This window comes from Winslowiella arboricola (assembly GCF_025527015.1).
GTDB classification, from domain to species: Bacteria; Pseudomonadota; Gammaproteobacteria; order Enterobacterales; family Enterobacteriaceae; genus Erwinia; species Erwinia arboricola.
The window spans coordinates 1,473,409-1,497,541 of the sequence record NZ_JAODIM010000043.1 but is presented as its reverse complement, the minus strand read 5'-3'; the positions used below and the strand labels follow the sequence as shown (position 1 = coordinate 1,497,541).

The window sequence follows — 24,133 nt, the reverse complement described above, 5'->3', positions numbered from 1 at the left end:
AAAAATGATCGCCGGGCCGACTACTTTTTCAGTGCGGCAATAAATTCGCGGCTCATCTGCGGCGAGGTGAGACGCACAAAATGCAGATGCTGATAGCGGCGGTCATTGAGCATCGCCTCGTAGCGCTGACGGTTGCTGCGCCATGTTTTGATGGTCCACAGAATAATCGAGTCGCGGCTAAAGAAGCTTTTGCGGAAGGTTTCCCGGCAGTTGGTGTCTGGCCAGATCTCCTGCTGCCGCCATGCGCGGCTGACCGCGCGACGCACCGCCTGATACAACGTGCGCAGAAAACCGTAATCGACCCAGATAATGGTATCGACCTCGCGCCATTTAATCGGCTGGCTGCGTTTATAGTTACCATCGAGTACCCAGCCCGGCTGTTGCAGCGCCTGTTCAAGGCGGGCAAACAGCTGCTCGTCACTGCTTTCACCCCAGTCGCGCTGCCAGAACAGGGCATCCATTTCGATACAGGGCAGTTCCAGCTGGCGGGCAATCGCACGGGCAAGGGTTGATTTCCCGCTGCCACTGGTGCCAATCACGTTGATCTTCATCACTTATCTCCATGTCGGTGATAATATTTAAGCATAAAAAAAGCGGGCCATCATGGCCCGCTGGTTCTGGCAGCCGTAAAACTTAGAAGTTGCTGCTGGCAGCCGGTGCGGCTGGCTCTTCTGCCGGGGTGTCAACGGGCTGAGCTTCTGCCGGGGCAGGGGCTTCAGCGTTGCTGTCGTCGCTCTGAGGCAGGGCTTCCGGGGTGGCCACATTGACGCCCTCGGTGGTGGCTGGCGTCAGCGCATGTTCCTGCGGTTGTGCACCGGCCGTTTCCGGCACCGCAACAGGTGCAGATTCGCCGTTGTCAGACAGGCCGGTAATCTTCGTCGGCATACCGCTACGGGCTTTCAGCGCCGCATCCATTTCCGTCTGATTAACCGTCGCATCAATCACCACTTTGCTTACCGCAGGGGTAATGGTGATTGGCATTGGCTCACGCGAGTTAAACTGCTCTTCAGTCTGCGAAAGCGGATTGTGGATTTCCACATAACGCGAACCATCTGGCTCAACGCTGGCTTTTACCGGCTGGTTAATAAACTGCACGCGCGTGCCGACCGGCACGTTGTCGAACAGCCATTTGATATCGTCAGCACGCAGACGGACGCAGCCGTGGCTTACACGCAGGCCAATGCCGAAGTTGGCATTGGTGCCGTGGATGGCATACAGACGGCCAATATAGAGCGCGTAAAGGCCCATCGGGTTGTCCGGGCCAGCAGGGAACACGTCCAGCAGCTTTTCACCGCGAGCAGCATACTCTTCATGCATCTTTTTGGTTGGCGTCCAGGTTGGGCCGTCTTTCTTACGCTGCACACTGGTCACCCAGTCCATCGGCGTATCTTTGCCTAACTCACCGATACCGATTGGCAGAACCACCACGGTTTTGGTGCCTTTTGGATAATAATAGAGACGCATTTCAGCGCTATTGATCACAATGCCTTCGCGTGGCGCATCCGGCAACAGCAGCTGCTGAGGGATAATCAATTTGCTGCCCGCTTTCGGCAGGTAGACATCCACACCCGGGTTAGCTTCCAGCAGATTGCTGAGGCCCATTTGATATTGCGCAGCAAAAGCCTCCAGCGGCAATTTGCTGTCTTGTGGAACGGTAATTTCCAGGTTTTCCCCGGTTAACCGGCTATTTTTGGCCGGAAGAGGATAAACCACAGCAAAAGCAGATTGGCTAAAAGCCGCAACTACCAGTGCCAGTGTGACGATCGCGCGCATGCTCTTTTTCATAGTTCTTCAGGTGTTAGCGCCTTAGCAGGCTGTTAGAGAATCGACCCATTTCCGGACTGTGACCGGGTGCACATTATATGTGCATAATGGTGCCAGAAGGAACCAGGATTTTTCGTAGTTGAACTAACTTTACGTAGAATTGTCTCTCAGAGCGTCAATATTTACCGGCAGTGACAATTTTTTTTCGCTTAAGGCTGCCAGAGTGGGACTTCACCGCTGAGTTTGCGGTTAAGAAAGAAGGCGGTACTGATCAATGCCAGATGGCTAAGTGCCTGCGGCGTATTGCCCAGCGGATAGCCGCGTGCGTCAAATTCCTCGGCATACAGCCCCAGCGGATTGGCGTAACTCAACAGCTTTTCAAATTCAAAATGAGCTTCCTCCACGCGGCCAGCCCGCGCCAGACATTCAACATACCAGAATGAACAGGCGGCAAACGCGCCTTCGTCGCCACGCAAACCATCGGCTGGCGTTTCCGCCATGTTATAGCGCCGCACCAGGCCATCGCTGACCAGGTTCTCTTTAATCGCATCCAGGGTGGAGATCCACTCCGGATCGGTAGCGCCGACAAAACGCACCAGCGGCATCAGCAGCATTGAGGCATCCAGCGCATCGCCATGACGGGTGGCGGTAAAATGCCCCAGATCTTCGTTCCAGAAATGGTTCCAGATATCGGCACGGATCTCGGCGCGCACTTTATCCCAGCGTTCGTAGGGCATCGACAGCGAGCGTTTCATGCCCAGCCGCAATGCGCGGTCCAGCGCCACCCAGCACATCAGGCGTGAATGCAGAAAGTGCTGCGGCTCGCCGCGCATCTCCCAGATCCCGGCGTCCGGCTGGTTCCAGTTTTCGCAGACGTAATCGATCATCCGCTGCACATTTTCCCAGCCGCGATGAGAGATCGCTTCGCCATATTTGTTCGCCAGATAGATGGCATCCATTAATTCGCCGTAAATATCCAGCTGCGTCTGCTGCCAGGCATCATTACCAATGCGTACCGGCGACGAGCCTGCATAGCCGGCGAGATTAAGCAGTTCGATCTCATGCAGTTCCGTGCCGCTGTCGAGGCGATACATCACCTGCAACTTCTCTTCGTCGTGGTGGCTGTTTTCGACGCAGCGCGCCACCCATTGGGTAAAACGTTTCGCTTCCGAGACATAGCCGAGGCGCATCAGGGCATACATGCTAAATGACGCGTCACGGATCCAGGAGGCACGGTAATCCCAGTTACGTTCGCCGCCCAACTCTTCCGGCAGCCCGAAGGTGGCGGCGGCGGCAATCGAACCATGTTGCCACGAGGTGAGCAGCTTCAGTACCAGCGCTGAACGGTTGACCATCTCCTGCCAGCGGCCGTGGTACTGGCTTTTGCCCGCCCAGCGTCGCCAGAAACTCAGGGTTTCCTGAAAACAGTAGTCGGTTTCCAGTTTATCCAGATGTTCATCGTCGGCGCCGCCAAACATAAACTCAGCATACTCGCCGCTTTTCAGGGTAAAGCTGGCCACCGCGGCGCAGCCTTCGATAGCCAGTTCGCGGCTGCCCGCCAGGCACAGCGTTGGCTGTCCGGCGGCGGAAAACTCGACTAAACCTGCTTTCAGACTGGCCTGCGTATTGGCGCGGGCATAATCATGCACCGGCGCGCAGCGCAGTTGAAAACGAGCTTCGCCATGCACCATTTTTACCCGACGCACAATACGCGGCTGCTTATCCAGATCGTTACACAGCGGCATATAGTCGGTAATTTCGGCCACCCCTTCGTCTGCCAGCCAGCGGGTTTGCAGAATATTGCTGTCGGGCAGGTAGAGCTGCTGGCGTCGCGCTTGCGGCCAGTCGGGGGCAATGCTGAACAGCCCCGACTCATCGTTGTCGAGCAGCGCAGTAAACACCGAGGGACTGTCAAGATTAGGCCAGCAGAAGTAATCAATAGCACCATCACTGGCGATCAACGCACAGGTTCGCAGGTCGCCAATCACACCGTGATCACCAATTTCTCTTTTTACGTGGTTCATAACGCTCCCGTTTTAATTCGTTAGCCTTAAGTGACTATAGTCAATCAACCGAACCGCCGGGCGGCGTAAGCGCAACGAAGTGTAAATCAGGTTATAGATTGTTAAAGAAAAACAGCGCGTTGCTGCAGGGGTCTATACTTGCAGGTCAGCCATTACTGAGTTCAGGAGGAAACTATGAGTAAGCCGACGAACAAAGTTGCCATTGTCACCGCATCGGATTCCGGTATCGGTCAGGCTTCGGCGATTATGCTGGCAGAGCAGGGTTTTGATATTGGCATTACCTGGCGTTCGGATCACGAAGGAGCGGAGCAGACCGCGCAGCAGGTCAGGGCGCTCGGCAAGCGAGCCGAAATTGTGCAACTGGATCTCGCCGATCCTGAGCAGGGCGGCCAGTCGTTGCTGAAACTGATTGAGACGCTGGGGCGGATTGATGTGCTGGTGAATAATGCCGGCGTCAATATTAAAGCCGATTTTCTTGAAACCACGTTTGCCGACTGGCGCAAAGTGTTTACCGTCAATGTTGACGGCGCGTTTATTTGCGCACAAATCGCCGCACGTCAGATGGTGCAGCAGGGAGAAGGGGGGCGAATTATTAATATCACCTCGGTGCATGAACATACCCCGCTGCCCGGCTCCGTCGCCTACAGCGCCAGTAAACACGCACTGGGTGGTTTAACTCAGTCGATGGCGCTAAGCCTGTTGCCACATAAGATTCTGGTTAACGCCGTTGCGCCGGGCGCGATTGCCACGCCAATGAATCAGATGAGTAACGGTGATGCGCATCAGGTGTCGATGCCGGAGATCCCTGCCGGACGCCCGGGCGACACGCGTGAAATCGCCAGTATGGTCGCCTGGCTCTGTTCGCAGTGGTCGACCTATACCACCGGCCAGTCGTTTATTATTGATGGCGGCTTTAGTCTGGCGAATCCGCAGTTCTTTATGCAGAAGTGATCCCATCCCCCGCCCGGCGGGGGAAGCCGTTACTCTTCGCGCTTATTTGACCAGTGGCGAAAGGCCAGCCGCAATCCCCATGCCAGCGCCAGTGCGCCGATCAACCACAGCAGATGTTTCAGATGCTGATCAAGCTGATGCAGCCATGGCGCGATCACCTCACCGCCAACATAACCGAGGCTGACAAAAATCAGTGACCACAGCAGGGCGCCAGTCACATTGAGCAGAAAGAATTTCAGCGGGTTTAAGCGGCTGGAGCCAATAATAATCGGGCCGATAAGCCGCAAGCCGTACATAAAGCGCACGCCAATGACAAACAGCACCGGGCGGCGGCGGATCATCTTATTCGCTTTGGTGATTTTGCCCTGATGTTTACGAAACCGTTGCAAAATGCTGGCGCCATAGTAGCGACCAATAAAGAACAGGATTTGATCACCAAGCGTGCCGCCCAGCGCCGCGACCAGCACCACCCAGCCATAATGCAGCAATCCTTCATGGGCCGCTACGCCGCCAAGCAGCGTAAAGGTTTCCCCTTCGGCCAGGCAGCCAATCAACAGCGCCCAGTAACCATATTGTGAAATCAGTCCATTTACATCAATCGGCAAAACTTACCTTCCCGTGATTACGTTCGAAGCCCTAATTTTATACCCGGATGCACGATGGGTGCGCGAAAAGCGCCAAATTTCGGTTTTTTCCGCAGTGGCTTCGTTTAATTGATGGAAAAATGTGCGATCCAACAGCTAAAAGCGCCAGCGGCAATTATACTTGTTTATGAATCCGCCGCAGGCGTTCGCTAGCGGTAAGTCGTTTCAGAGGAGTGATTTTATGAATCATGTCTGGGGACTGATAGCGCATCCCAACCGTGAAATGCGCAATATTAAGCAAGAAAACGAGAGCGTCTCGCACCACTACACGCACCACGTACTGATAATGGCGGCGATCCCGGTGATCTGCGCATTTATCGGCACTACCCAGCTGGGGTGGGATCTGGGCGCAGAGCGGACCATTCAACTGAGCCTGTTTACCGGCATTGCGCTGGGTATTCTGTTTTATTTGCTGATTCTTGGTGGTGTGGCGGTAATGGGCCGGGTGATCCACTGGATGGCGCGCAACTATCCGCAACGCCCCAGCCTGCAACGTTGTACGGTGTTTGCCGGTTATGTCGCTACGCCGCTATTTTTAAGCGGACTGGTGGCGCTCTATCCGCTGGTATGGCTCTGCTTGCTGGTGGGAACACTGGCGATGGTCTATACCGGTTATCTGCTGTATGTCGGCATCCCGATGTTCCTGAATATCGACCGTGAGGAGAGCCTGCGTTTCTCTGGTTCGACGCTGGCAATCGGTATTCTGGTATTTGAAGTCTTACTGGCGCTGACCGTGGTGATCTGGGGTTATGGCTATCTGATGTTTTGAGTGCGGGCTTCTCAGGTTGCAGCGACGCTTGCGCCGCTGCAACATTCTCGCCGTTTGTTTACGCCCGGAAACGAATCTCCTGTAGGAATTTACTGAATCGCCGGAGTATGATGCTGCGGCCAGCCCCCGTGTGGCTTTACTTTCGCGGATGGCGGCCTGTGCGTTTTGCACTGTTAAACATCCACCCGCTTAAGTTTTCACACGATGCCTGCAAAAATCCGTTATTCACTGTTGAGTTTAGCCATTCTTTTTTCTGGTCAGGCACTGCTGAACCAGGCGGTTGCCAGTTCCGCAATTAGCGCGCAGTCACAGCCGGAAATTGCCTCTGGTAGCGCCATGGTGATCGATTTAAATACCCATAAAGTGATCTACGCCAGCCATCCCGATCTGGTACGGCCGATTGCCTCTATCACCAAGTTGATGACGGCGATGGTGGTGCTGGATGCGCATCTGCCGCTGGATGAGAAATTAAAGGTCGATATCAGCCATACCGCTGAAATGCGCGGCATCTATTCCCGCGTACGCCTGAACAGTGAAATCAGCCGCAAAAATATGTTGCTGCTGGCGCTGATGTCATCAGAAAACCGCGCGGCGGCCAGTCTGGCGCACCATTATCCTGGCGGCTACGATGCCTTTATCCGCGCGATGAATGCCAAAGCGCGCGCGCTCGGCATGACCAATACGCGCTACGTTGAGCCAACCGGTTTGTCGATTCACAACGTATCGACAGCGCGTGACTTAACCAAATTGCTGATCGCCAGCAAAAGCTATCCGTTAATCGGCCAGTTAAGCACCACCCATGAGGATATGGCGAATTTCAGCAGCCCGAACTACATCCTGCCATTCCGTAATACTAACCATCTGGTTTATAAGCCGGACTGGAATATTCAGCTGACGAAAACCGGCTTTACCAATCAGGCCGGACACTGCCTGGTGATGCGCACCATCATTAAACAGCGTCCGGTAGCGCTGGTGGTGCTGGATGCGTTTGGCAAGTATACCCATTTTGCCGATGCCAACCGCCTGCGCGCATGGATGGAAACCGGCAAGGCTGCCCCGGTTCCGGCGGCTGCGCTAAGCTATAAAAAACAGAAAGCAGCGGAAACCGCCAGTAATCGCGCCAGCGACGACAGCGTAGCCGAGTAGGGGTTTTCCGGCCCTGCGTGTAGCTGGCGCGGGGCGGTTAATTGCCGGGGTGCAAAAACCCACGCTGACGCGGCCTGGTGCGGCGGCGGCCAGCAAAAAAGCTTATCGTGACAGCGCCCCGATTTGACCATAAATCCTATAGTGAAGGCCGCTGCAAAAGCATAAACTAACGCGCTGAATTGCTGCGGCCTGATGCCGTGCCAGCCATCGATAACCGTATGGATCGCTCTTCTTATGTCTATGTTGTTAACTTATTGTCGTATTTTTTTGCTGGCGCTGATGACCCTGACGCCAGTGGTCAGCATGGCTGCGGAGGTGAACTCCCCTCCGGTTGCAGAAGGTGATGCAGCGCCTAAGGTCAATGCGTCGGTGGAACTGCCGAAAATGCAGAAGATCCTCGACAAGATTAAAGGACAGGTTTCCGGCGAAAATAACGACGGCAAGCTGGTGCAGCTTAACGATATGGCGCTCGAACTGTCCGCTAACGCGGATACTCTCGGTCAGGCGCTGATCCCACAGCGTGTGCAGCTGATTTCGCAGCTGGCGGTGCTGGGTCCGGCGCCGACGGCGGAAAGCGGGGTGAAAGAGACGCCGGAAGTGACGCGCAAGCGTAATACGCTGGAGAATCAGAAGAGCAAGCTTGACGATCAAATCAAGCAGGCTGACGCGATTAAAAACAGCGCGCAAAATCTCTCGGCACAAATTATCAACCTGCGTCGCGATGCGATGAAAACCCAGCTGGCGCTGAACTCCGGCAGTATTTTTGGCGCGCGTTTCTGGGCGCCGCTGTTTGGCGATCAAAACCTCGACGCTGAGAAAATCAGCGGCTTTGCCAATGAGCTGGCCGCTACCGCGGCGCTGTCGTGGGAGTCAGGCTGGCGCTTTGGCACGGTCGCCTGGGTGCTGTCAGCGATTCTGATTGCCACGCTGGGCCGCCGCTATTCTGAAGAGTTTTTCGCCTGGATCAGCATCCATAAAATGCCGGAAGGGCGTCTGCGTCGCAGCTTCCTTGCGGCGACGATTGCGCTCAGTACCCTCGCGGCGATAGTGCTGGCGTTTAATTTTATCGACCTCGCCTTTACCCGGCGTGAAGAGGTCTCTGACGACGTACAGAATTTTGTCGATAAACTGGTGCAGCTCAGCGTGTTCTGCGGCCTGATTGCCGGACTGGGTCGTGCATTTCTCTCTACACGTCGGCCATCATGGCGACTGCCCGCCATCTCGAATGAAGTGGCGACCGCGCTGAAACCTTTCCCGCCGCTGACCGCTTCACTGGTGTTTGTGTTCCAGGCGCTGGAATCCTTTAACAGCAGCGCTGGCACCAGCGTCGGCACCACTATCTGGGCCAACGGCCTGACGGCGTTGCTGATCGGCGCCACGGCGCTGTCGATCAGTTTCCGCACCAGCCGTGCGCGGCGCAAAATGGTGCAGGAAGGCAATCAGCCGGAAGCGCGATCTACGCTGGTCGGGCTGATTCAGATGGCGATTACCCTGACCGGCGGCGCAATCCTCGCGTCGCTGGTGATTGGTTATGTCACCCTCGGCCGCTTCCTCAGCTATGAATTGATCTGGATGGGCATCGTTATTGGCTCGTTCTGGCTGCTCAGCCATCTGGTCACCGATGCCTGTGAAAGCCTGCTCTCCACCAGCAACACCACCGGTAAACGCCTGCAGAGTTCGTTAAATATTGATGAACGTCATCTGGCGCAGGCGGCGGCGCTGCTCTCCGCGCTCGGCAAGACCATCCTGATTCTGTTCGCCGCTATGTCGCTGCTTAACGGCACCCTCGGCAGTTCGACGCCGATTGAGCTGCTGCAAAAAGCGGTGGAGTTCTGGGGCGGTAAGGGACTGGAGTCACTGAATATTGTGCCGGCGCATATGGTTAACGCGCTGCTGTGTCTGGTGATCGGTATTTATGTATTGCGCTCGGTAAAGCGCTGGCTGGATAAAGATTTCCTGCCGAAAACCACCATGGACGTGGGAATGCGCGTCTCGCTGGTGACGCTGTTCAGTAATATCGGCTATGTGCTGATTATTCTGCTGACCCTGTCGATTATGGGTCTGCAGTGGAACAAGCTGGCGTGGATTGTCAGTGCGCTGTCGGTCGGTATCGGTTTTGGTTTGCAGGAGATTGTGAAGAACTTTATCTCCGGTCTGATTCTGCTGACCGAGCGTCCGGTGAAAGTCGGCGATCTGGTGAGTATCAGCGGGATTGAAGGGGATATCCGCCGGATTAACGTGCGCGCCACTGAGATTCAGCTCGGCGATAAATCAACGGTGATTGTGCCTAACTCACAGCTGATTTCACAGAACGTACGTAACGCCACTATGGGTAATGCACAAGGGGTGGCGACGATTACGCTGACCTTCCCGCTGGATATCGATCCGGTGCTGGTGCGCCAGCTGCTGCTGGATGTGTATAACGATAATGAGCGCATTCTCGAAACGCCGGAACCGTCGGTCTCCTTTAAGGATCTGACGCCAGCAGGGATTGTGCTGAGCGTAACCGGCAATGTCGCCAGCCCGCGTCAGGTGAGCGGCGCGAAAAGCGATCTGCTGTTCGATATGCTGACCCGCTTGCGTAAAGAGGGCGTGATGCTGTCAACGCCGCAGACGATGGTGATTGAGCGCAGCAAGTCTGGCAATGTGACGCTGAAAGAGGCGCCGGAGCAGTAAATCGGTTACAGAGCAGGGGCATCGATATGCCCCTGCTCTGTAAACAGGGTCGCCAGCATATGGCGGGAAGTTGGCACTAAACCAACCTGCAGGCCAAAAGGTTTGAATAATTTGTTGATGATATCTGAAGTATAATTTCCTTTATCGTTTTCTACTTCAGACAGCGTTTTGCGTGATACCGACACCAGTCTGGCAAAAGACTCCTGTTTCAATCCCAACACATCTATTCTCAGGGTTTTTAGCGCCTCTCCCTGGGTCATCTCTCCAAGTAGTAACGCTTTAATGATCGCCAGCCTGGCGGTATTGCGGCCATCAACAGTAATCGCCTGCGAAAGACCAGACGCCCTCTGGCGTGAAACGCTTTTTTTAGCAGAGGGAATATCGGTTCTGGATGTTGTCGCGTTCACTGTGCCAGCACTTTGCTTCACACTATTTTGTTTTGCTCTGATTCTGTTAATTGTGTCTCTTGCCGAGTCGGCGGCGCGGTCTTTCATAGTAAATTCCACCGGGTTAATTTTTCAGCAATAAAATTAAGGTTTATTGCGGGCATTTCAAGAATTTGCTCTGGAACGCCTCTGGCCTGCAGCCGCTGCTTGAGCTTAACTAATTGCTGAGCGGTCACTTTCAGTGCTTGCAATAATTTATCCGCAGGGACCAGATCGGCAAGTGCCCCGGCAATACCAGCAAAATCATACTCACCACCAATTTCTAACGGGGGCACCCATTTAGTGGTTCTGGCGATGCCTTCCGGATCGGCCTTCATGGGGGCGAAGTCGTAGATTGGCGCGAGCCTGATACTTTGTTCGTCTTTAATAAACGAGGTGTTTCGTCCATGGTTATCGCTGTTGCCGAAAATAATATTCAATAAATCCCGCCGCACCCACTCGATAACAAATGCTGCAATATCAAAATGAAACCCCTCGCCGGTGACCATATTGCTGTGAGTGATTTTATCGATCAGCGCTCTAATCGTCTCCTCATGGTACAGGGTGACGCCAGGGGATTTTTTCAATAACGAATAGACGGATTCCATGCCAAACCGTTTAACCTGGTTTTGAGCCACAAAAGCGATATCAAATCTGGGCAGCCACAAGGAAGGATAATTTAAACCTTCCTCAAGGCGCATATGTCGGGTCGGGATGGTATCAAATCCCATTGTTTCCAGTTCATGGTAGTAATGGAATTCAGCCCTTAAAATATTACAGTCGACTTCACTCCTTGATCCGCGTGGATATTTGACTAAATAATGGATATCGCGATTAGTTAAATCATTTTGCCAGGTGTCGATCCAGATACGTTGATCCTGACTGCAACGTAGCAGCAGTTTCGGTGCTTCCCCACCTGCTCCTGTTGCACCACCTGCGGTAGCGCCTCGCTGCTGGGCATAATCCAGAAAGTCACCCGCTCTGTTTTTAACGTCATCAACCGTAAAAAACAGCGTTTCGGCCAGAGGATAGTACTCAGGTAACGATTCTTTGATACGTAAATTGCCGACCGGGGAAATGGTGCCATGTTTTAGCAACACAAAGCTTTTTTGATCTGCGGTTAACCCCGCAAGATCCAGATAATTTTCCCAGTAGCGTTTGCTGGCACCGCTGGGAATGATGTCATCAAGGAACCTCAGCCAGCCGGGCTGTCCGTTATCTTCAAAGAACAGCGATACGGGATGATTGAGCGACACGGCATGATTATCATCGCGATCAAGATTTTCAATCGCATAGTCAGATTGATACTCTAATTCGCTAACCAGATAAGAATTAATATCACTATCGGGAAAAGTAATATAAGCAATATCAACCCATTGATTGCTCAGGAAAGCTTGCAGTGTTAAAGATTCCATATTAATCCCCCACTTGTTTGTGAGTGATATACTACACGTTAAACAGTGAAATCTCAATTATTGTAACCTTTAGCACTCATTATTTGGGTTTTGTGTTTTATTGGTAACCTATATCACTCATTAGCGGCGGCAAACCTGTTAGCTGCCAGAAGCGATTGCCATATTTATACGCGAGGAAGTTGACAGCTGGATTCTGAAGGTGGTTGTATAGTGCAACTATTAATTTCTTTGGTCAGCCCCGATGCCCAGTCACCCTTTAATCGAAAAAATTCGCTCATCTTCACGTCTGATGGTTCGCGAGCTTGGATTTATGCATTCAACACTGGCGGCAACAGCGTATTCCCCTTCCGCAGTCCATAGCCTGCTTGAAATCGAACATCGGGAGGCAATGACCGCAGCGCAGCTGGTGCAGGTGCTGGGGCTGGAAAAATCCACTGTCAGTCGGATGCTTTCCAGGCTACTGGCCGCCGGTGAGCTGTTGGAAACTCAGTCCAGTGAAGATGCGCGATTTAAACAACTCAGGCTGACGGCAAAGGGTGTGGATACTGTCAGCAGGATCAATGAATACGCTTCCATGCGGGTTATCAACGCGTTAGGGCATCTTGACTTAATACAACAACAAACGGTTGCTCAGGGGCTTTCGGCGTATGCCCATGCACTTGAGCGCTGCCGTCATGGCGACGATCCTCCTGAACAACGAACCCTTGATATTATTACCGGCTACTTGCCTGGCATGATCGGCAGAATTACGGCAATGCATGGGGAATACTATGCAAACCATTATCATTTCGGGCATTTCTTCGAAGAGAAAGTCGCCAGCGGACTTGCGGAGTTTTCCGGTCGCCTGGATAACGAATGCAACCAGGTCTGGCTGGCTGTGCGCGACGGCAAAATTGTCGGTTCTGTGGCTATCGATGGGGAAGACTTAGGAAATAATCAAGCTCATTTGCGCTGGTTTATTCTCGATGATGACTGCCGCGGAACGGGGATTGGCAGAAGACTGCTGAGTGAAGCTATCGCATTTTGTGACCAGCGTAAGTTTACTGGTGTCCAGCTCTGGACCTTCAGTGGTCTCGATGCAGCACGTCGCCTGTATGAGTCGTTCGGGTTTACGCTTTTCAAAGAGTGGCAGGGTGAGCAGTGGGGCAAAATGATGACGGAACAGCAGTTCAGCAGACAGAATAACGCTTCTTAGCGAATGCGATAACCTGCCAGGCCCGGTTTAACGAAGCGCAGGGCAAATTAACCGGGCCTGGAACGTGCATTTATTGCCGATGCGAATCGCCGCAGCCGCAATCCGCCCAGTTTTTCACTTTGCTGGTTTTACCAATGCCGGGGTTAAAACTGTTGGTGGGATCCAGCTGGCGATAAAAGGCTTTTAGCTGCGGCTTCGCTTTGTACAGATGGCCAACGTTATGCTCCGCCGGATATTCCGCGCCGCGCGCCGCCAGCAACGCCAGCATCTTCTCCTTCAGCGCATGCACATCTGCTCCTTTCTTCACAATGTAATCCTGATGGAAGACATGGCACAGGAAGTGGCCATAGTAGAGCCGGTGCACCAGTGCATCGTCAAATTCTGCCGGGAGTTGCTCAAACCACTGTCGATCGTTGCGACGCAGCGCAATATCCAGCGCCAGAATATCTTCCACTTCCTGATGATGTACCGCGTGATAGCGCACGGCGGCGCCAGCGGCGGCAAAACGATGCAGAAACGCTTTAGCGCCTTCCTGAGGATCGCACTCAAAGAAGTCGCCATCGGCCTGCGTAAAGTAGTGTTTTAAAAAGTCGCGCGCTTCCTGGATGCCTGCACCAGACATCTTGAGCATCAGATGATGCTCAAAACGGTCGCGGTACTGCTTCAGGCGCTGCGGCAGATGGGACGGCAACAGCGAACTGACTTTTTGCAGCAGACGATCGATAGCGTTGGGCTTGATAAATGACAGGCGACTAAGCAGGGCGTCAGCGCGTCCCTTCAGGGTGAAGAACAGCGGCATTTTATCGGTGCCCAGCTTGTCGATCATGACAAAGGTATCTTTGCCATACACTTCGGCGATATCAAAAATATCGCGATGCATATATTCGCCGGCCACCGGCAAGTGAGTGAAGTTCGCCAGCATATGTCGGCGCAAATCATCAAGCACCGCTGTATGGTTGGTGCCGATATAGAACACCTGCTGCGCGCTTTCGGCGACAAAGGTATCGAGGCGGACGGCAAATACCGCCAGCTTGCCAGCGCAACCCGAGGCTTCAAACAGACGGCGTGCATCAGCGTTAAAACGCGACGGTGTATCCGCTTCGACATCGCGCACCCGCGCAGCATAATCGTTGTCTGAGGCGTGGCGCTGGTCATGCAATACATCGCTGGCGCGCCAGTTTTCATCATCAAGGCGGCCAAGGATCTGCTCAGGCGTGACGCCAAGATCGATGCCCAGATGATTGACCAGCTGTAGTTCACCTTGTGCCGTAATCTGCGCATACAGCGCCATCTCAGTATATGCCGGGCCGCGTTTCACCAGTGAACCGCCGGAGTTATTACAGATGCCGCCCATTACCGAAGCGCCAATACAGGAAGAACCAATCACCGAATGGGGTTCACGTCCCAGCGGTTTCAGCACTTTCTCCAGCTGGTACAGGGTGCTGCCCGGAAAGGCCAGCACCTGTTTACCGCTGTCGATTAACTGAATCTTATCCATCCGCAGGGTGCTGATAATCACGATGTCACGCTGATAGTCGTTACCGTTTGGCGTCGAACCTTCGGTAAGACCGGTATTCGCCGCCTGCATCAGAATAATTTTATCGGCGGCGACAGCGATTTTCAGCACGCGCCACAGTTCGGATAACGAACCAGGGAAAATCACCGCCAGCGCCTCGCCCTGGCCCGAACGGAAGCCTTTGCGATAACGTTCGGTTTTCGCCGGGTCGGTTAACAGATGGCCGCGGCCAACGATGCGGGCAAACTCGCTAATCAGGGTTTTATTGCTGTCGGTTTCAGAGGGTTGCATATCCATTGTCCTGTTTTATCTCTCGATAATACTGTAGCAGACCCTGGTGTTCATTATGGGAAAGGGCAACGATAACGCCGCTCCTGCATCAGATCAGCGTAGGGGCGGTGTTATCGCCGCCCGTGCCAATGATACGCATGCCGCTACACTGAACTCTCTGCCACTCGCCAGTGCACCGCACTGACGCTTTTCTCCAGGCTGATGCGGCAAACAATATTTTCCAGTTCGCGCTGGGCATGCGGAAACGCCAGAATCCTGGCGCTGACTTCCAGCTGGCCGGGGCGGGCGATATCCGCGCTGCACAGTGACTGCAGGCGCAACGCCATGCCGTTAATCGCCTGCAGAATCAGGGTGCGCACCAGAATTTCATCTTCGGCGCCACAGGTGATCTGAATGCAATAACACTGCTCGATGTCCAGTTCCGGCGTCTTTGGTTGCAGATTAATGCGCTGCGCGGCTTCACGCAGCAGAATATTCGCGCACAGCAGCACCAGCGTCGCGGCGCTGGCATTGGCAAATTGCCCCAGCCCGCACAGCACGCCCACTGCGGCGGAACACCACAGCGTGGCCGCGGTATTCAGTCCACTGATGCTCATCCCCTGACGCATAATCACGCCCGCGCCGAGAAAGCCAATACCGGAAACCACCTGCGCGGCAATTCGCCCGGGGCTTTCCGGCGAGGTGCTGGCGGAACTTAAAATAAAAATTGCTGCCCCGGTAGCGACCAGCGCATTGGTGCGCAGACCTGCCATCCGTTGCCGCCACTGACGCTCTGCACCGATTACAGCGCCGAGCAGAACCGCCAGCGCCAGATGCACGATAAAAGGAGACCATGCCATGATAACGACCCGTATTTTCCCGGCGCAGAACGCCAGGCAATGATTAATCAACGGGTAGCATCAGCGAAAAAATCGGGGTGAGTGCCTTGCCCGCCGTGGAGTACGGCAAGCAACGAAACAGGAGAGACGTCAGATTGCCGTGGAGATGTAATGACGACTTTGCGTGTCCAATGAGTTTCTCCATAAAAATTTGCCGGGACTATAAGGGGTAATTTTCAGGCTGTAAATTGTGAGCTGGCGGTTGGTTTAATCACGGTTAAGCTATCGCCAAATAAAGATTCTGCCGCTAGCATTGAAGTAAGCCATGAATTTTCAGGCGATTTTTCCCGATGGTGGTGGTTTGTTAACGGGTGCAGAGCGCTAACTTATGGCACACTGCAACTATCACTACCGTGTAGTGAAACAATAAATCGTTATTGCGCAGTTACTTAAGAGAAGCCAATCTGATGAAATGGATTTACTCTGTCAGCCTTGCTGTCACACTGGCGATGCAGCCAGCTTTTGCCGATGAGCTCTTTGGCCAACATCCGTTAACCCCTGAAGCACGAGACGCCTTTGTCACCGATTTGCTGAAAAAAATGACCCTCGACGAGAAGATCGGTCAGTTGCGGCTGATTACCGTCGGTCCGGTGGTCACCAAAGAGGTGATCCGCGACATGATTCAGCATGAACAGGTGGGCGCCATCTTTAATACCGTGACCCGCCAGGATATTCGCGCCATGCAGGATCAGGTTATGCAACTCAGCCGCCTGAAAATCCCCCTGTTTTTCGCTTACGATGTGATACACGGGCAGCGTACCGCGTTCCCGATTCCGTTAGGACTGGCCGCCAGCTGGGATCTGGATGCGGTGGCGCAGGTCGGACGGATTTCAGCGTATGAAGCGGCCGACGATGGCCTGAATATGACCTGGGCGCCGATGGTGGATGTCACCCGCGAGCCGCGCTGGGGCCGGGTATCGGAGGGCTTTGGTGAAGATACTTTTCTCACTTCCGCCATGGGCCGTACCCTGGTAGAGTCGATGCAGGGTAAAAGTCCGGCAGATCGCTACTCGGTGATGACCAGCGTAAAACACTTCGCAGCCTATGGCGCGGTGGAAGGTGGTCGTGAATACAACACGGTTGATATGAGTCCGCAGCGGCTGTTCCAGGATTATCTGCCGCCGTATAAAGCGGCGCTGGATGCGGGCAGCGGTGGTGTAATGGTGGCGCTGAACTCGGTCAATGGCGTGCCCGCCACCTCCGACAGCTGGCTGCTGAAAGATGTTTTGCGTGATGACTGGAAATTTAAAGGTATTACCATCAGCGATCATGGTGCGATTAAAGAGCTGATTAACCATGGCGTCGCCAGCGATCCGCGCGATGCAGTGCGGGTGGCGATCAAGTCCGGCGTCAATATGAGCATGAGCGACGAGTACTACAGCAAATATCTGCCGGGCCTGGTAAAAAGTGGCGAGGTTAGCGAGCAGGAAATTGATGATGCTACTCGTCATGTGCTGAATGTTAAGTACGATATGGGACTGTTTAACGATCCCTACAGCCATTTAGGGCCGAAGGGCAGCGATCCAGTGGATACTAATGCCGAAAGCCGCCTGCATCGTAGTGAAGCGCGCGATGTGGCGCGCAAAGGTATCGTGCTGCTGAAAAACCGTCTGGAAACACTGCCGCTGAAAAAATCGGGCACGATTGCGCTAATTGGCCCACTGGCAGACAGCCAGCTCGATATGATCGGCAGCTGGTCGGCGGCGGCGGTCGCGGCCCAGGCCGTCACGTTGCGTCAGGGGATGGAAAATGCCGTCGCCGGTAAGGCGACGCTACTGTATGCCAAAGGGGCGAATGTCACCGACAATCAGGGGATTAAAGATTTCCTTAATCTGTATGAAAATGCCGTGCAGGATGAGTCGCGCAGCGCACAGCAGATGCTGGATGAAGCGGTAGCCACCGCGCAGAAAGCTGATGTGCTGGTGGTGGCGGTGGGTGAGGCGCGCGGGATGGCGCATGAAGCATCCAGCCGCAGCGATATCACTATTCCACCGAGCCAGCTGAAGTTGCTGGATGCACTTAAAGCCACCGGTAAGCCGCTGGTGATCGTGCTGATGAATGGTCGTCCGCTGGCGCTGGTGAAAGAGCATCAGCAGTCCGATGCGCTGCTGGAAACCTGGTTTAGCGGCACGGAAGGCGGTAATGCGATCGCCGATGTGCTGTTTGGCGATTACAATCCGTCAGGTAAGTTGCCGATGTCCTTCCCGCGTTCGGTGGGACAGATCCCCATCTATTACAACCATCTGAATACCGGCCGTCCGTATAATGCGCAGAAACCGAATAAATACACTTCGCATTACTATGATGCGGCAAATGGTCCGCTGTTCCCGTTTGGTTACGGCCTCAGCTACACCAGCTTTGATGTGTCGCCGGTAAAAATGTCAGCTACCACCATGCCGCGTAATGGCAAGGTTACTGCCAGCGTAACGGTCACTAATACCGGCGATCGCGACGGTGCGACGGTGGTGCAGATGTATCTGCGCGACCAGGTGGCCAGTATCAGCCGCCCGGTGAAGGAGCTGAAAGGCTTTAAACGCATTATGCTGAAAGCGGGCGAATCACAAACCGTGAGCTTCCCAATTGATGTCGAAGCTTTGACGTTCTGGAACGCACGTATGCAGCAGGTTGCCGAGTCGGGTAAATTTAGCGTGATGATTGGACTGGATTCCGCCAAAACGCAAAATGCCGAGTTTACTTATCTGTGACTGCCAGTGAACTCAGGGGCGCAGGCCCCTGAGTTTGTCGTAAAGCACACAATCAGCAGAGGCAGGATGAACGGGTTGCGCGCAAAGATTCAGCAGCAGGTGTTTCGTCTGAACGGCCTGGCGCTGAATGAGTTTGATATTTCTCAACCGCCGGGCGATGCGGGACTGTATGGCCCGGACAGCGTTATCTGGCGGGTACATGGCGATTTTACCTCGATGTTATGTGGCGGCATTAGCGCGCTGCTGATGCAGATGTTGCATCCGCTGGCGCTGGCGGGTGTCTGGGACCACTCCACTTTTCGCGATGATATGCTGGGGCGTTTACGACGCACCAGCCAGTTTGTTGCGGTCACCACCTTTGGCAACCGCACTGATGCCAGCACGTTGATTGAACGCGTCAAACGTATTCATCTGCAGGTTAACGGCGTGGATGCCGAAGGGCATACTTATGCCGCCAGCGATCCGGCGCTGCTTACCTGGGTGCATGTGGCGGAGTCCAGCCGCTTTCTTGCTGCGCATCTGCGTTACAAAAATCCTCATCTCAGTCTGGCGGAACAGGACCGTTACTATGCCGAGGCCGCCGTGGTGGCAGAAGCGCTTGGCGCCGCTGCAGTGCCAAAAAGTCAGCGTGAGATCGGCGACTATCTGCATGATATGCGCCCGCAGCTGCGTTGTGACGATCGCACCCGTGAAGTCACGAGGTTGCTGCTGAATGCGCCTGCGCCGAGCTGGCAGGCGAAGCCAGTGATGAAAACCATGATGCTGGCGGGGATTGCCTTATTACCGGACTGGGCGCAGCAGCAGTCGGGGTTTCGCTTCTCGCGTTTGCAGCGTTTTACTATCGACAGCCAGATTGGCATTATCGCCGCCGGATTACGCTGGGCGGTGCAGAATGGAGCTTATCAACGGGCGATGCGGCGGATGGGAAGGGAAATTTGAGAGTTTTGCCTCTTGCTCTGTACTGCTACAACAGCGAAGCTACCCACTTGATTTGCTGTAATTTTAATTTTTCTGAGAGCAGGTTAGCAAGATGATTCAGATGCAGATGGTGTATGACGACGCGGCGCGAAAGACCGGGCGCGCACAGTTAACGGTGTATGGTGTTGGCACATACGCGGTGCTCTCCGGGCGCGATAAGTTTATCAACAATGCCAACTGCTCATTTGTCACCGACTATGGTTCGATCCCAGTGGGGGAGTATTGGATCGTGGCTTTACCTTCCGGCAGTTTTGCCAATAGCGTGTTACGCGAGGTAAAAGATCTGGTTAATCGTACTAACCACGATGAATGGTTTGGCTTGTTCAGTACTAAAACTATGTCTGATCATGTACTGGTCAATGAAGTTCAGCGCGGATCGTTCCGTCTGCATCCTTTACGACCCGACGGGTCGGGAGAGTCTTGGGGTTGCATCACTTTTTTCAAGGTTCAGGAATTTCAGATCGTCAGGCAGGCGCTGCTGCGTACTGAGCAGAGCAGCGTTGCGGGTTCGCGCAATGGATTAAAAGCCTACGGGAAAGTCACAGTCAAAGGGACGCCAGATTATGCGCAATGTGATGTTTAAAGCCGCTCGCGCGGTAATCTATATCGTGCTGGCGATGTTACTAATCCGCTTTGTCTGTCCGTTGGGCAATCTGGTCGGCAGACTGCAGGATAAATCGTATCATCTGCTGTCACCTGAAGGGCTCGGCCTGATCGATCATGCGCAGGAGTGGGGCAATGACTGGGCGAGTTTTATCACCGGTGTCGCCTGCATTCTGTTGATTGCACTGATTATCGCCCTGCTGATCAGAGTGGTGATATACACCGCTAAACGCAATTTTTGAGAGTTTTACCCTTGTCCTGACGTGGCGTGAAGGAGGATCCTGCTCTATTCTCGGGGAAAAGGATCCCTCCACGCTACGTAGAGGCTTTATGACACAGTCGCATCTGATTGCTGAAGTAGCGAATCAGCAACAAACGCTAACCGCCGTCATCGAACAGGATGAGCGTGCCGCCTACTTCTATATCTGGCCTGCTGAGCCGTTTCGCACGCAATTTGCGGTGCGTGGTTGCTGGCTACGTAATCTGTTACCCGCCCCCCAACAGGAAGATCGTGAGGCCATGGCGCAGGGGATTGCGCCGTTGCTGAGTGCCGAATATTGCCGCACGCTGGAAGCCGAGCCGCCGCTCGATCCTGCTGGTATCCAGATTATCTGGGAGCCAGCCGATGATGGCGCTGCGGTCTGGTATCAGGGACAGCTGCTGGCGGTGATCCCCGGCTGGAGTCTGTATCAGCAACAGCAGGTCAGTTTCTCCGCCGGTTGCATCAAAGAAAATCGCCTGACCGCACCTCTGGGTTCCGCCTCCACCAATGAACATTACGAGCAGGCCGGTAAACACCGTCTGTTCTGGCGCGACTGGCACGATGGCCATCTGTGGGAGCCGATGCAACGTGAGATGCTGAAGTGCTACGAAGCACATTATGGCGAGTCGTTAAAATATTACGCTATCGATCAGGGCAACTGGCCGCCGATGGCGATTTCCCAACACTATCATCAGGGTGTCTGGTATTTCCTGACGCTGGGGATGAGTATCCGTCCGATGCCATGGGTGGATTTCCTGTATGAAGATCTGGCGCCGCAATATCGCCGTACAGAACTGGCGATGGCGATCGATGCCGAAGTGATGACCGAAGATAACGCGGTGCAGATGGCCAGTGCGCTGGCGGGCTTTGCCCATCTTCCGTGGGGCCGCTTAAGCTGGATCGGCGAGGGGCATACGCTGGAATCGGCGGTTGCGCCGGTCGGTTTTGAAGGCTTTATTCTCTCGGGTGCGCTGGCGCGCGAAGAGGGGCAGTTCCCGCTGCCGAAGCGCGAAGGGGAGAAAGTTAATCTGCTCTGGGCCAGTCCGGTGACCACCGCTGAGCGCGAATTTGCGCAGGCCGATGAGAATGGCGGCTATCAGCTGGTCGCGCGTCTGTTGCAATATGGTTCTGGTCATATTTTCCGCCCGCGCCAGCAGGTGGTGGAGATCGACAGCTAAATCCATTCAGCTACTTCCCCGATCGCGTTGCACAAATCTTTACGCAGAATGTGACGTTGATCGCCTCAAGTTGTCGCCGTGTACGCCGTTAACTCGATCAGGTAATCGTGCCTTTATCGAGTCAAGTGGTGTGCATATGCTAAAAACAACACAGTCCCGCTTTACCGTTATGATAGTCAGCTTTTTTCTGCTGTTACTGCTGGTGACGGTAGTGGTCATAAAACAATTTGTCGCACCACAATTAACGGCTAATGAGAGTCAGCGGGTGCGCTATCAGGTAGACGCGCTGGCGGCGAATATCGTCGAACAGATGAATCGGGTGCAGGCGCAGCAGCGCAGTATCACCGAAGCCGCTGGCGTGATGGACAGCAGCACTATTGATACCCTGTTGCCGGTGCTGGTTAACCAGTATCAGGACGTAAACGTATTCGGCGGAGGGATCTGGCCACTGCCGAATATGCGTGATCCCGCCCGTGAAAAATTCAGCAGCTTTTTTGCCCGCGACAGCAGCAACCAGCTGAAAGTCAACACCTTCTGGAACTCCGCCGAAGCGCCAAAATATTATGAGCAGCCGTGGTATAAGGATGGCCTTGCCGCGCCAAAAGGGCAGTGCGCCTGGGCAAAAGCATATCAGGATGCCGCCAGTCCACAGCCGCGTACCAACTGCGCCATGGCGATTTATCGTGATGGTACCGCATGGGGCGTGGCGACCATCGACGTTACCCTTGGCTTCTTTAACCATCTGGCAAAACAGATGGGCGAAGCGATTGAAGGACGGGTGCTGATTGTCGAAGCCGATGGCAAAGTGGTCGGCGATGCCGCGCTGGCCGACGGCAGCGCCAAACTGCAAAGCCTTAAGGATCTGTCACTACCGATGGCGGCGCCATTGCAGGAACTGTTAGCTAAAGCCAATGGCGAACCGACTCAGGTGGAGTACAGCAGCGACGATGGCGACCATACGCTGCTGGTGCAGCCGATTGCCGGTAGTCCGTGGTATCTTGCCAGCGATGTCCCTTCCAGCCTGCTGGTGCAGCAAACCAATTCAATGTTAACCCGTCTGGGTCTGGTACAGATCCCGCTGGCGGTGATCCTGTTGTTAGTGCTGCTGGGCTTTATCCGTACCATGATGAAGCGTCTGGGCGGACTGAATGACAATATCCTCGCGCTCTCCACCGGCGGTGCGGATTTAACCCAACGGCTGCCACAGAGCAGCAGCCCGGAATTTAATGCCGTGGCGCAGAGTTTTAACAATTTTATTGAATACCTGCAGGGGCTGATGCGCCAGGTGGGTGACAGCGCGCTGGCGATTACTGCCGCTTCACGTGAGATTGCCAGCGGTAATGCCGATCTCTCTTCACGTACCGAAGAGCAGGCCAGTTCGATTGTCGAAACGGCGGCGTCAATGGAGCAGTTAACCGGCACCGTCCGTCAGAACGCCGATAACGCCACGCATGCTAATCAGCTGGCTGGCGATGCCTCGCAAGTGGCGGCGCGCGGTACCGAAGTGGTGCGTCAGGTGGTGTCGACTATGGGAGCGATTAACTCCTCGTCGCGCAAAGTGGTGGATATTATCAGCGTGATTGACAGTATCGCCTTCCAGACCAATATCCTGGCGCTTAACGCTGCGGTAGAGGCGGCGCGCGCCGGTGAGCAGGGACGTGGTTTTGCGGTCGTGGCGTCTGAAGTACGCAACCTTGCGCAGCGTTCCGCCAACTCGGCGCGTGAAATCAAAAAGCTGATTGAAGAGTCGGTCGCCAATATTGACACCGGTAGCCAGCTGGTTGAACAGGCGGGCAGCACCATGGACGAGCTGATGCAGGGGGTAAGCAGTGTCACCACCCTGATGAGCGAGATTATGTCCGCCAGCCGCGAGCAGAGTATGGGAATCGATCAGGTGAATATCGCGATTAACCAGCTCGACAGCACCACTCAGCAAAACGCCGCGCTGGTGGAGCAGGTCTCTTCCGCCGCCCAGGCAATGGAAGAGCAGAGTGTGCAGCTTGAGCTGGTGGTCAACAGCTTCCGCCTGTAATACCCCTTAACTGAGAATGGTTATCAGGCGGGATTTATCCCGCCTGAGTTATTTTTCTCACATTTGTCATAAATTCGCACGATTTCATACGCCAGATCTGGCCAGGGATATGTCAGAATAGTGAGATAAGTCCTAAGGAGTAGTCATGTCCGCGATAGAAGTCATCCTGGTCGACCATCTTGATCGTCCGACCGGCCGCATGGAAAAGCTGGAAGTACACGAGAAAGGGTTGCTGCATCGTGCCGTGACGGTCTACGTGTTTAACTCGCAACATCAGTTGCTGTTGCAGCAGCGCGCCAGTGATAAATATCACTGTGGCGGTCTGTGGAGCAATACCTGCTGCGGCCATCCTTACCCGCTGGAATCAACGCAACATGCGGCGGAACGTCGTCTGTACGAAGAGATGGGGATGCGTCTGACCCTGACGCCAATGTTTGAATTAAGCTATAACCTGCCAATGAGCAATGGGCTGACCGAGCATGAATATGGTCATGTCTACTTTGCGGTCAGTGACGATCTGCCCCGTCTCAATCCACAAGAAGCGGATAACTGGTGTTATGCCTCGATTGAAGAGGTTACACGCCGGGTTGAGCAGGACCCTGATGCTTTTACGCCATGGTTTTTACATACCTTCGCGCGTATTCCGCAACAGCTGAAATACTTTACCCGCAAAATGTAAGG

At 54.3% G+C, this 24,133-nt stretch carries 20 protein-coding genes; 12 read left to right on the top strand and 8 right to left on the bottom strand.

Features of this window, described 5'->3' with window-relative positions:
- Positions 1-20 precede the first annotated feature (20 nt).
- The 3 genes from N5923_RS24600 to N5923_RS24590 all read right to left on the bottom strand — a co-directional run bounded on the left by N5923_RS24600 (position 21) and on the right by N5923_RS24590 (position 3,788).
- Complete coding sequence (locus N5923_RS24600; protein ID WP_267142264.1) at positions 21-551, bottom strand: AAA family ATPase; 531 nt, start codon at positions 549-551, stop codon at positions 21-23.
- An 82-nt stretch (positions 552-633) separates the two neighbouring features.
- Positions 634-1,785, bottom strand: coding sequence for a L,D-transpeptidase family protein (locus N5923_RS24595; protein ID WP_267142265.1), 1,152 nt, complete (start codon positions 1,783-1,785; stop codon positions 634-636).
- A 188-nt stretch (positions 1,786-1,973) separates the two neighbouring features.
- Positions 1,974-3,788 (bottom strand): glycoside hydrolase family 15 protein, encoded by a 1,815-nt coding sequence (locus N5923_RS24590; protein ID WP_267142266.1) that lies wholly within the window; start codon positions 3,786-3,788, stop codon positions 1,974-1,976.
- Between the two features lie 174 nt (positions 3,789-3,962).
- Here N5923_RS24590 and N5923_RS24585 point away from each other — a divergent pair, with 174 nt between their 5' ends.
- Positions 3,963-4,739: an SDR family oxidoreductase gene (locus N5923_RS24585; RefSeq protein ID WP_267142267.1), complete on the top strand. Its 777-nt coding sequence runs from the start codon at positions 3,963-3,965 to the stop codon at positions 4,737-4,739.
- 29 nt (positions 4,740-4,768) lie between these two features.
- Here the strand turns inward: N5923_RS24585 and N5923_RS24580 are convergent, their stop codons facing one another.
- Complete coding sequence (locus tag N5923_RS24580) at positions 4,769-5,344, bottom strand: DedA family protein (protein WP_267142268.1); 576 nt, start codon at positions 5,342-5,344, stop codon at positions 4,769-4,771.
- A 220-nt stretch (positions 5,345-5,564) separates the two neighbouring features.
- Here N5923_RS24580 and N5923_RS24575 point away from each other — a divergent pair, with 220 nt between their 5' ends.
- The 3 genes from N5923_RS24575 (at position 5,565) to N5923_RS24565 (ending at position 9,974) form a co-directional block, all read left to right on the top strand.
- On the top strand, positions 5,565-6,152 hold the full coding sequence (locus N5923_RS24575; protein ID WP_267142269.1) for a Yip1 family protein: 588 nt from the start codon (positions 5,565-5,567) through the stop codon (positions 6,150-6,152).
- A gap of 204 nt (positions 6,153-6,356) precedes the next feature.
- The gene (gene pbpG, locus N5923_RS24570; protein ID WP_267142270.1) at positions 6,357-7,298 is read left to right on the top strand and encodes a D-alanyl-D-alanine endopeptidase; all 942 of its coding nucleotides are present in this window, start codon (positions 6,357-6,359) and stop codon (positions 7,296-7,298) included.
- A 234-nt stretch (positions 7,299-7,532) separates the two neighbouring features.
- A complete protein-coding gene (locus N5923_RS24565; protein WP_267142271.1) occupies positions 7,533-9,974 on the top strand; it encodes a DUF3772 domain-containing protein in 2,442 nt (813 codons plus the stop codon).
- Positions 9,975-9,979: 5 nt separating this feature from the next.
- Here the strand turns inward: N5923_RS24565 and N5923_RS24560 are convergent, their stop codons facing one another.
- Both N5923_RS24560 and N5923_RS24555 read right to left on the bottom strand, forming a co-directional pair.
- Positions 9,980-10,468, bottom strand: a complete 489-nt coding sequence (locus N5923_RS24560) for a helix-turn-helix transcriptional regulator (protein WP_267142272.1) — start codon at positions 10,466-10,468, stop codon at positions 9,980-9,982.
- Positions 10,465-11,814: a type II toxin-antitoxin system HipA family toxin gene (locus tag N5923_RS24555; protein ID WP_267142273.1), complete on the bottom strand. Its 1,350-nt coding sequence runs from the start codon at positions 11,812-11,814 to the stop codon at positions 10,465-10,467. Before N5923_RS24555 ends, N5923_RS24560 begins: the two co-directional genes overlap by 4 nt.
- 241 nt (positions 11,815-12,055) lie before the next feature.
- On the opposite strand from N5923_RS24555, the gene N5923_RS24550 reads away from it, so the two are divergent.
- Positions 12,056-13,009, top strand: coding sequence for a bifunctional helix-turn-helix transcriptional regulator/GNAT family N-acetyltransferase (locus tag N5923_RS24550; protein WP_267142274.1), 954 nt, complete (start codon positions 12,056-12,058; stop codon positions 13,007-13,009).
- A gap of 70 nt (positions 13,010-13,079) precedes the next feature.
- Here the strand turns inward: N5923_RS24550 and dld are convergent, their stop codons facing one another.
- Positions 13,080-14,816, bottom strand: a complete 1,737-nt coding sequence (dld, locus tag N5923_RS24545; RefSeq protein WP_267142275.1) for a D-lactate dehydrogenase — start codon at positions 14,814-14,816, stop codon at positions 13,080-13,082.
- Positions 14,817-14,959: 143 nt separating this feature from the next.
- Positions 14,960-15,655 carry an MgtC family protein gene (locus N5923_RS24540; protein ID WP_267142276.1) on the bottom strand — a complete coding sequence of 232 codons (696 nt, stop codon included), beginning with the start codon at positions 15,653-15,655 and terminating at the stop codon, positions 14,960-14,962.
- Between the two features lie 446 nt (positions 15,656-16,101).
- Between N5923_RS24540 and bglX the strand changes: the two genes are divergently transcribed.
- The 7 genes from bglX to idi all read left to right on the top strand — a co-directional run bounded on the left by bglX (position 16,102) and on the right by idi (position 24,131).
- Positions 16,102-18,399, top strand: a complete 2,298-nt coding sequence (gene bglX, locus N5923_RS24535; protein WP_267142277.1) for a beta-glucosidase BglX — start codon at positions 16,102-16,104, stop codon at positions 18,397-18,399.
- Positions 18,400-18,465: 66 nt separating this feature from the next.
- Complete coding sequence (locus tag N5923_RS24530) at positions 18,466-19,338, top strand: oxygenase MpaB family protein (protein ID WP_267142278.1); 873 nt, start codon at positions 18,466-18,468, stop codon at positions 19,336-19,338.
- A gap of 91 nt (positions 19,339-19,429) precedes the next feature.
- Complete coding sequence (locus N5923_RS24525) at positions 19,430-19,960, top strand: DUF2778 domain-containing protein (RefSeq protein ID WP_267142279.1); 531 nt, start codon at positions 19,430-19,432, stop codon at positions 19,958-19,960.
- Complete coding sequence (locus N5923_RS24520; RefSeq protein ID WP_267142280.1) at positions 19,941-20,222, top strand: hypothetical protein; 282 nt, start codon at positions 19,941-19,943, stop codon at positions 20,220-20,222. Before N5923_RS24525 ends, N5923_RS24520 begins: the two co-directional genes overlap by 20 nt.
- An 88-nt stretch (positions 20,223-20,310) precedes the next feature.
- Complete coding sequence (locus N5923_RS24515) at positions 20,311-21,420, top strand: suppressor of fused domain protein (protein ID WP_267142281.1); 1,110 nt, start codon at positions 20,311-20,313, stop codon at positions 21,418-21,420.
- 136 nt (positions 21,421-21,556) lie between these two features.
- Complete coding sequence (locus tag N5923_RS24510; RefSeq protein ID WP_267142282.1) at positions 21,557-23,452, top strand: methyl-accepting chemotaxis protein; 1,896 nt, start codon at positions 21,557-21,559, stop codon at positions 23,450-23,452.
- A 145-nt stretch (positions 23,453-23,597) separates the two neighbouring features.
- Positions 23,598-24,131, top strand: coding sequence for an isopentenyl-diphosphate Delta-isomerase (gene idi / locus N5923_RS24505; RefSeq protein ID WP_267142283.1), 534 nt, complete (start codon positions 23,598-23,600; stop codon positions 24,129-24,131).
- Positions 24,132-24,133 lie beyond the last annotated feature (2 nt).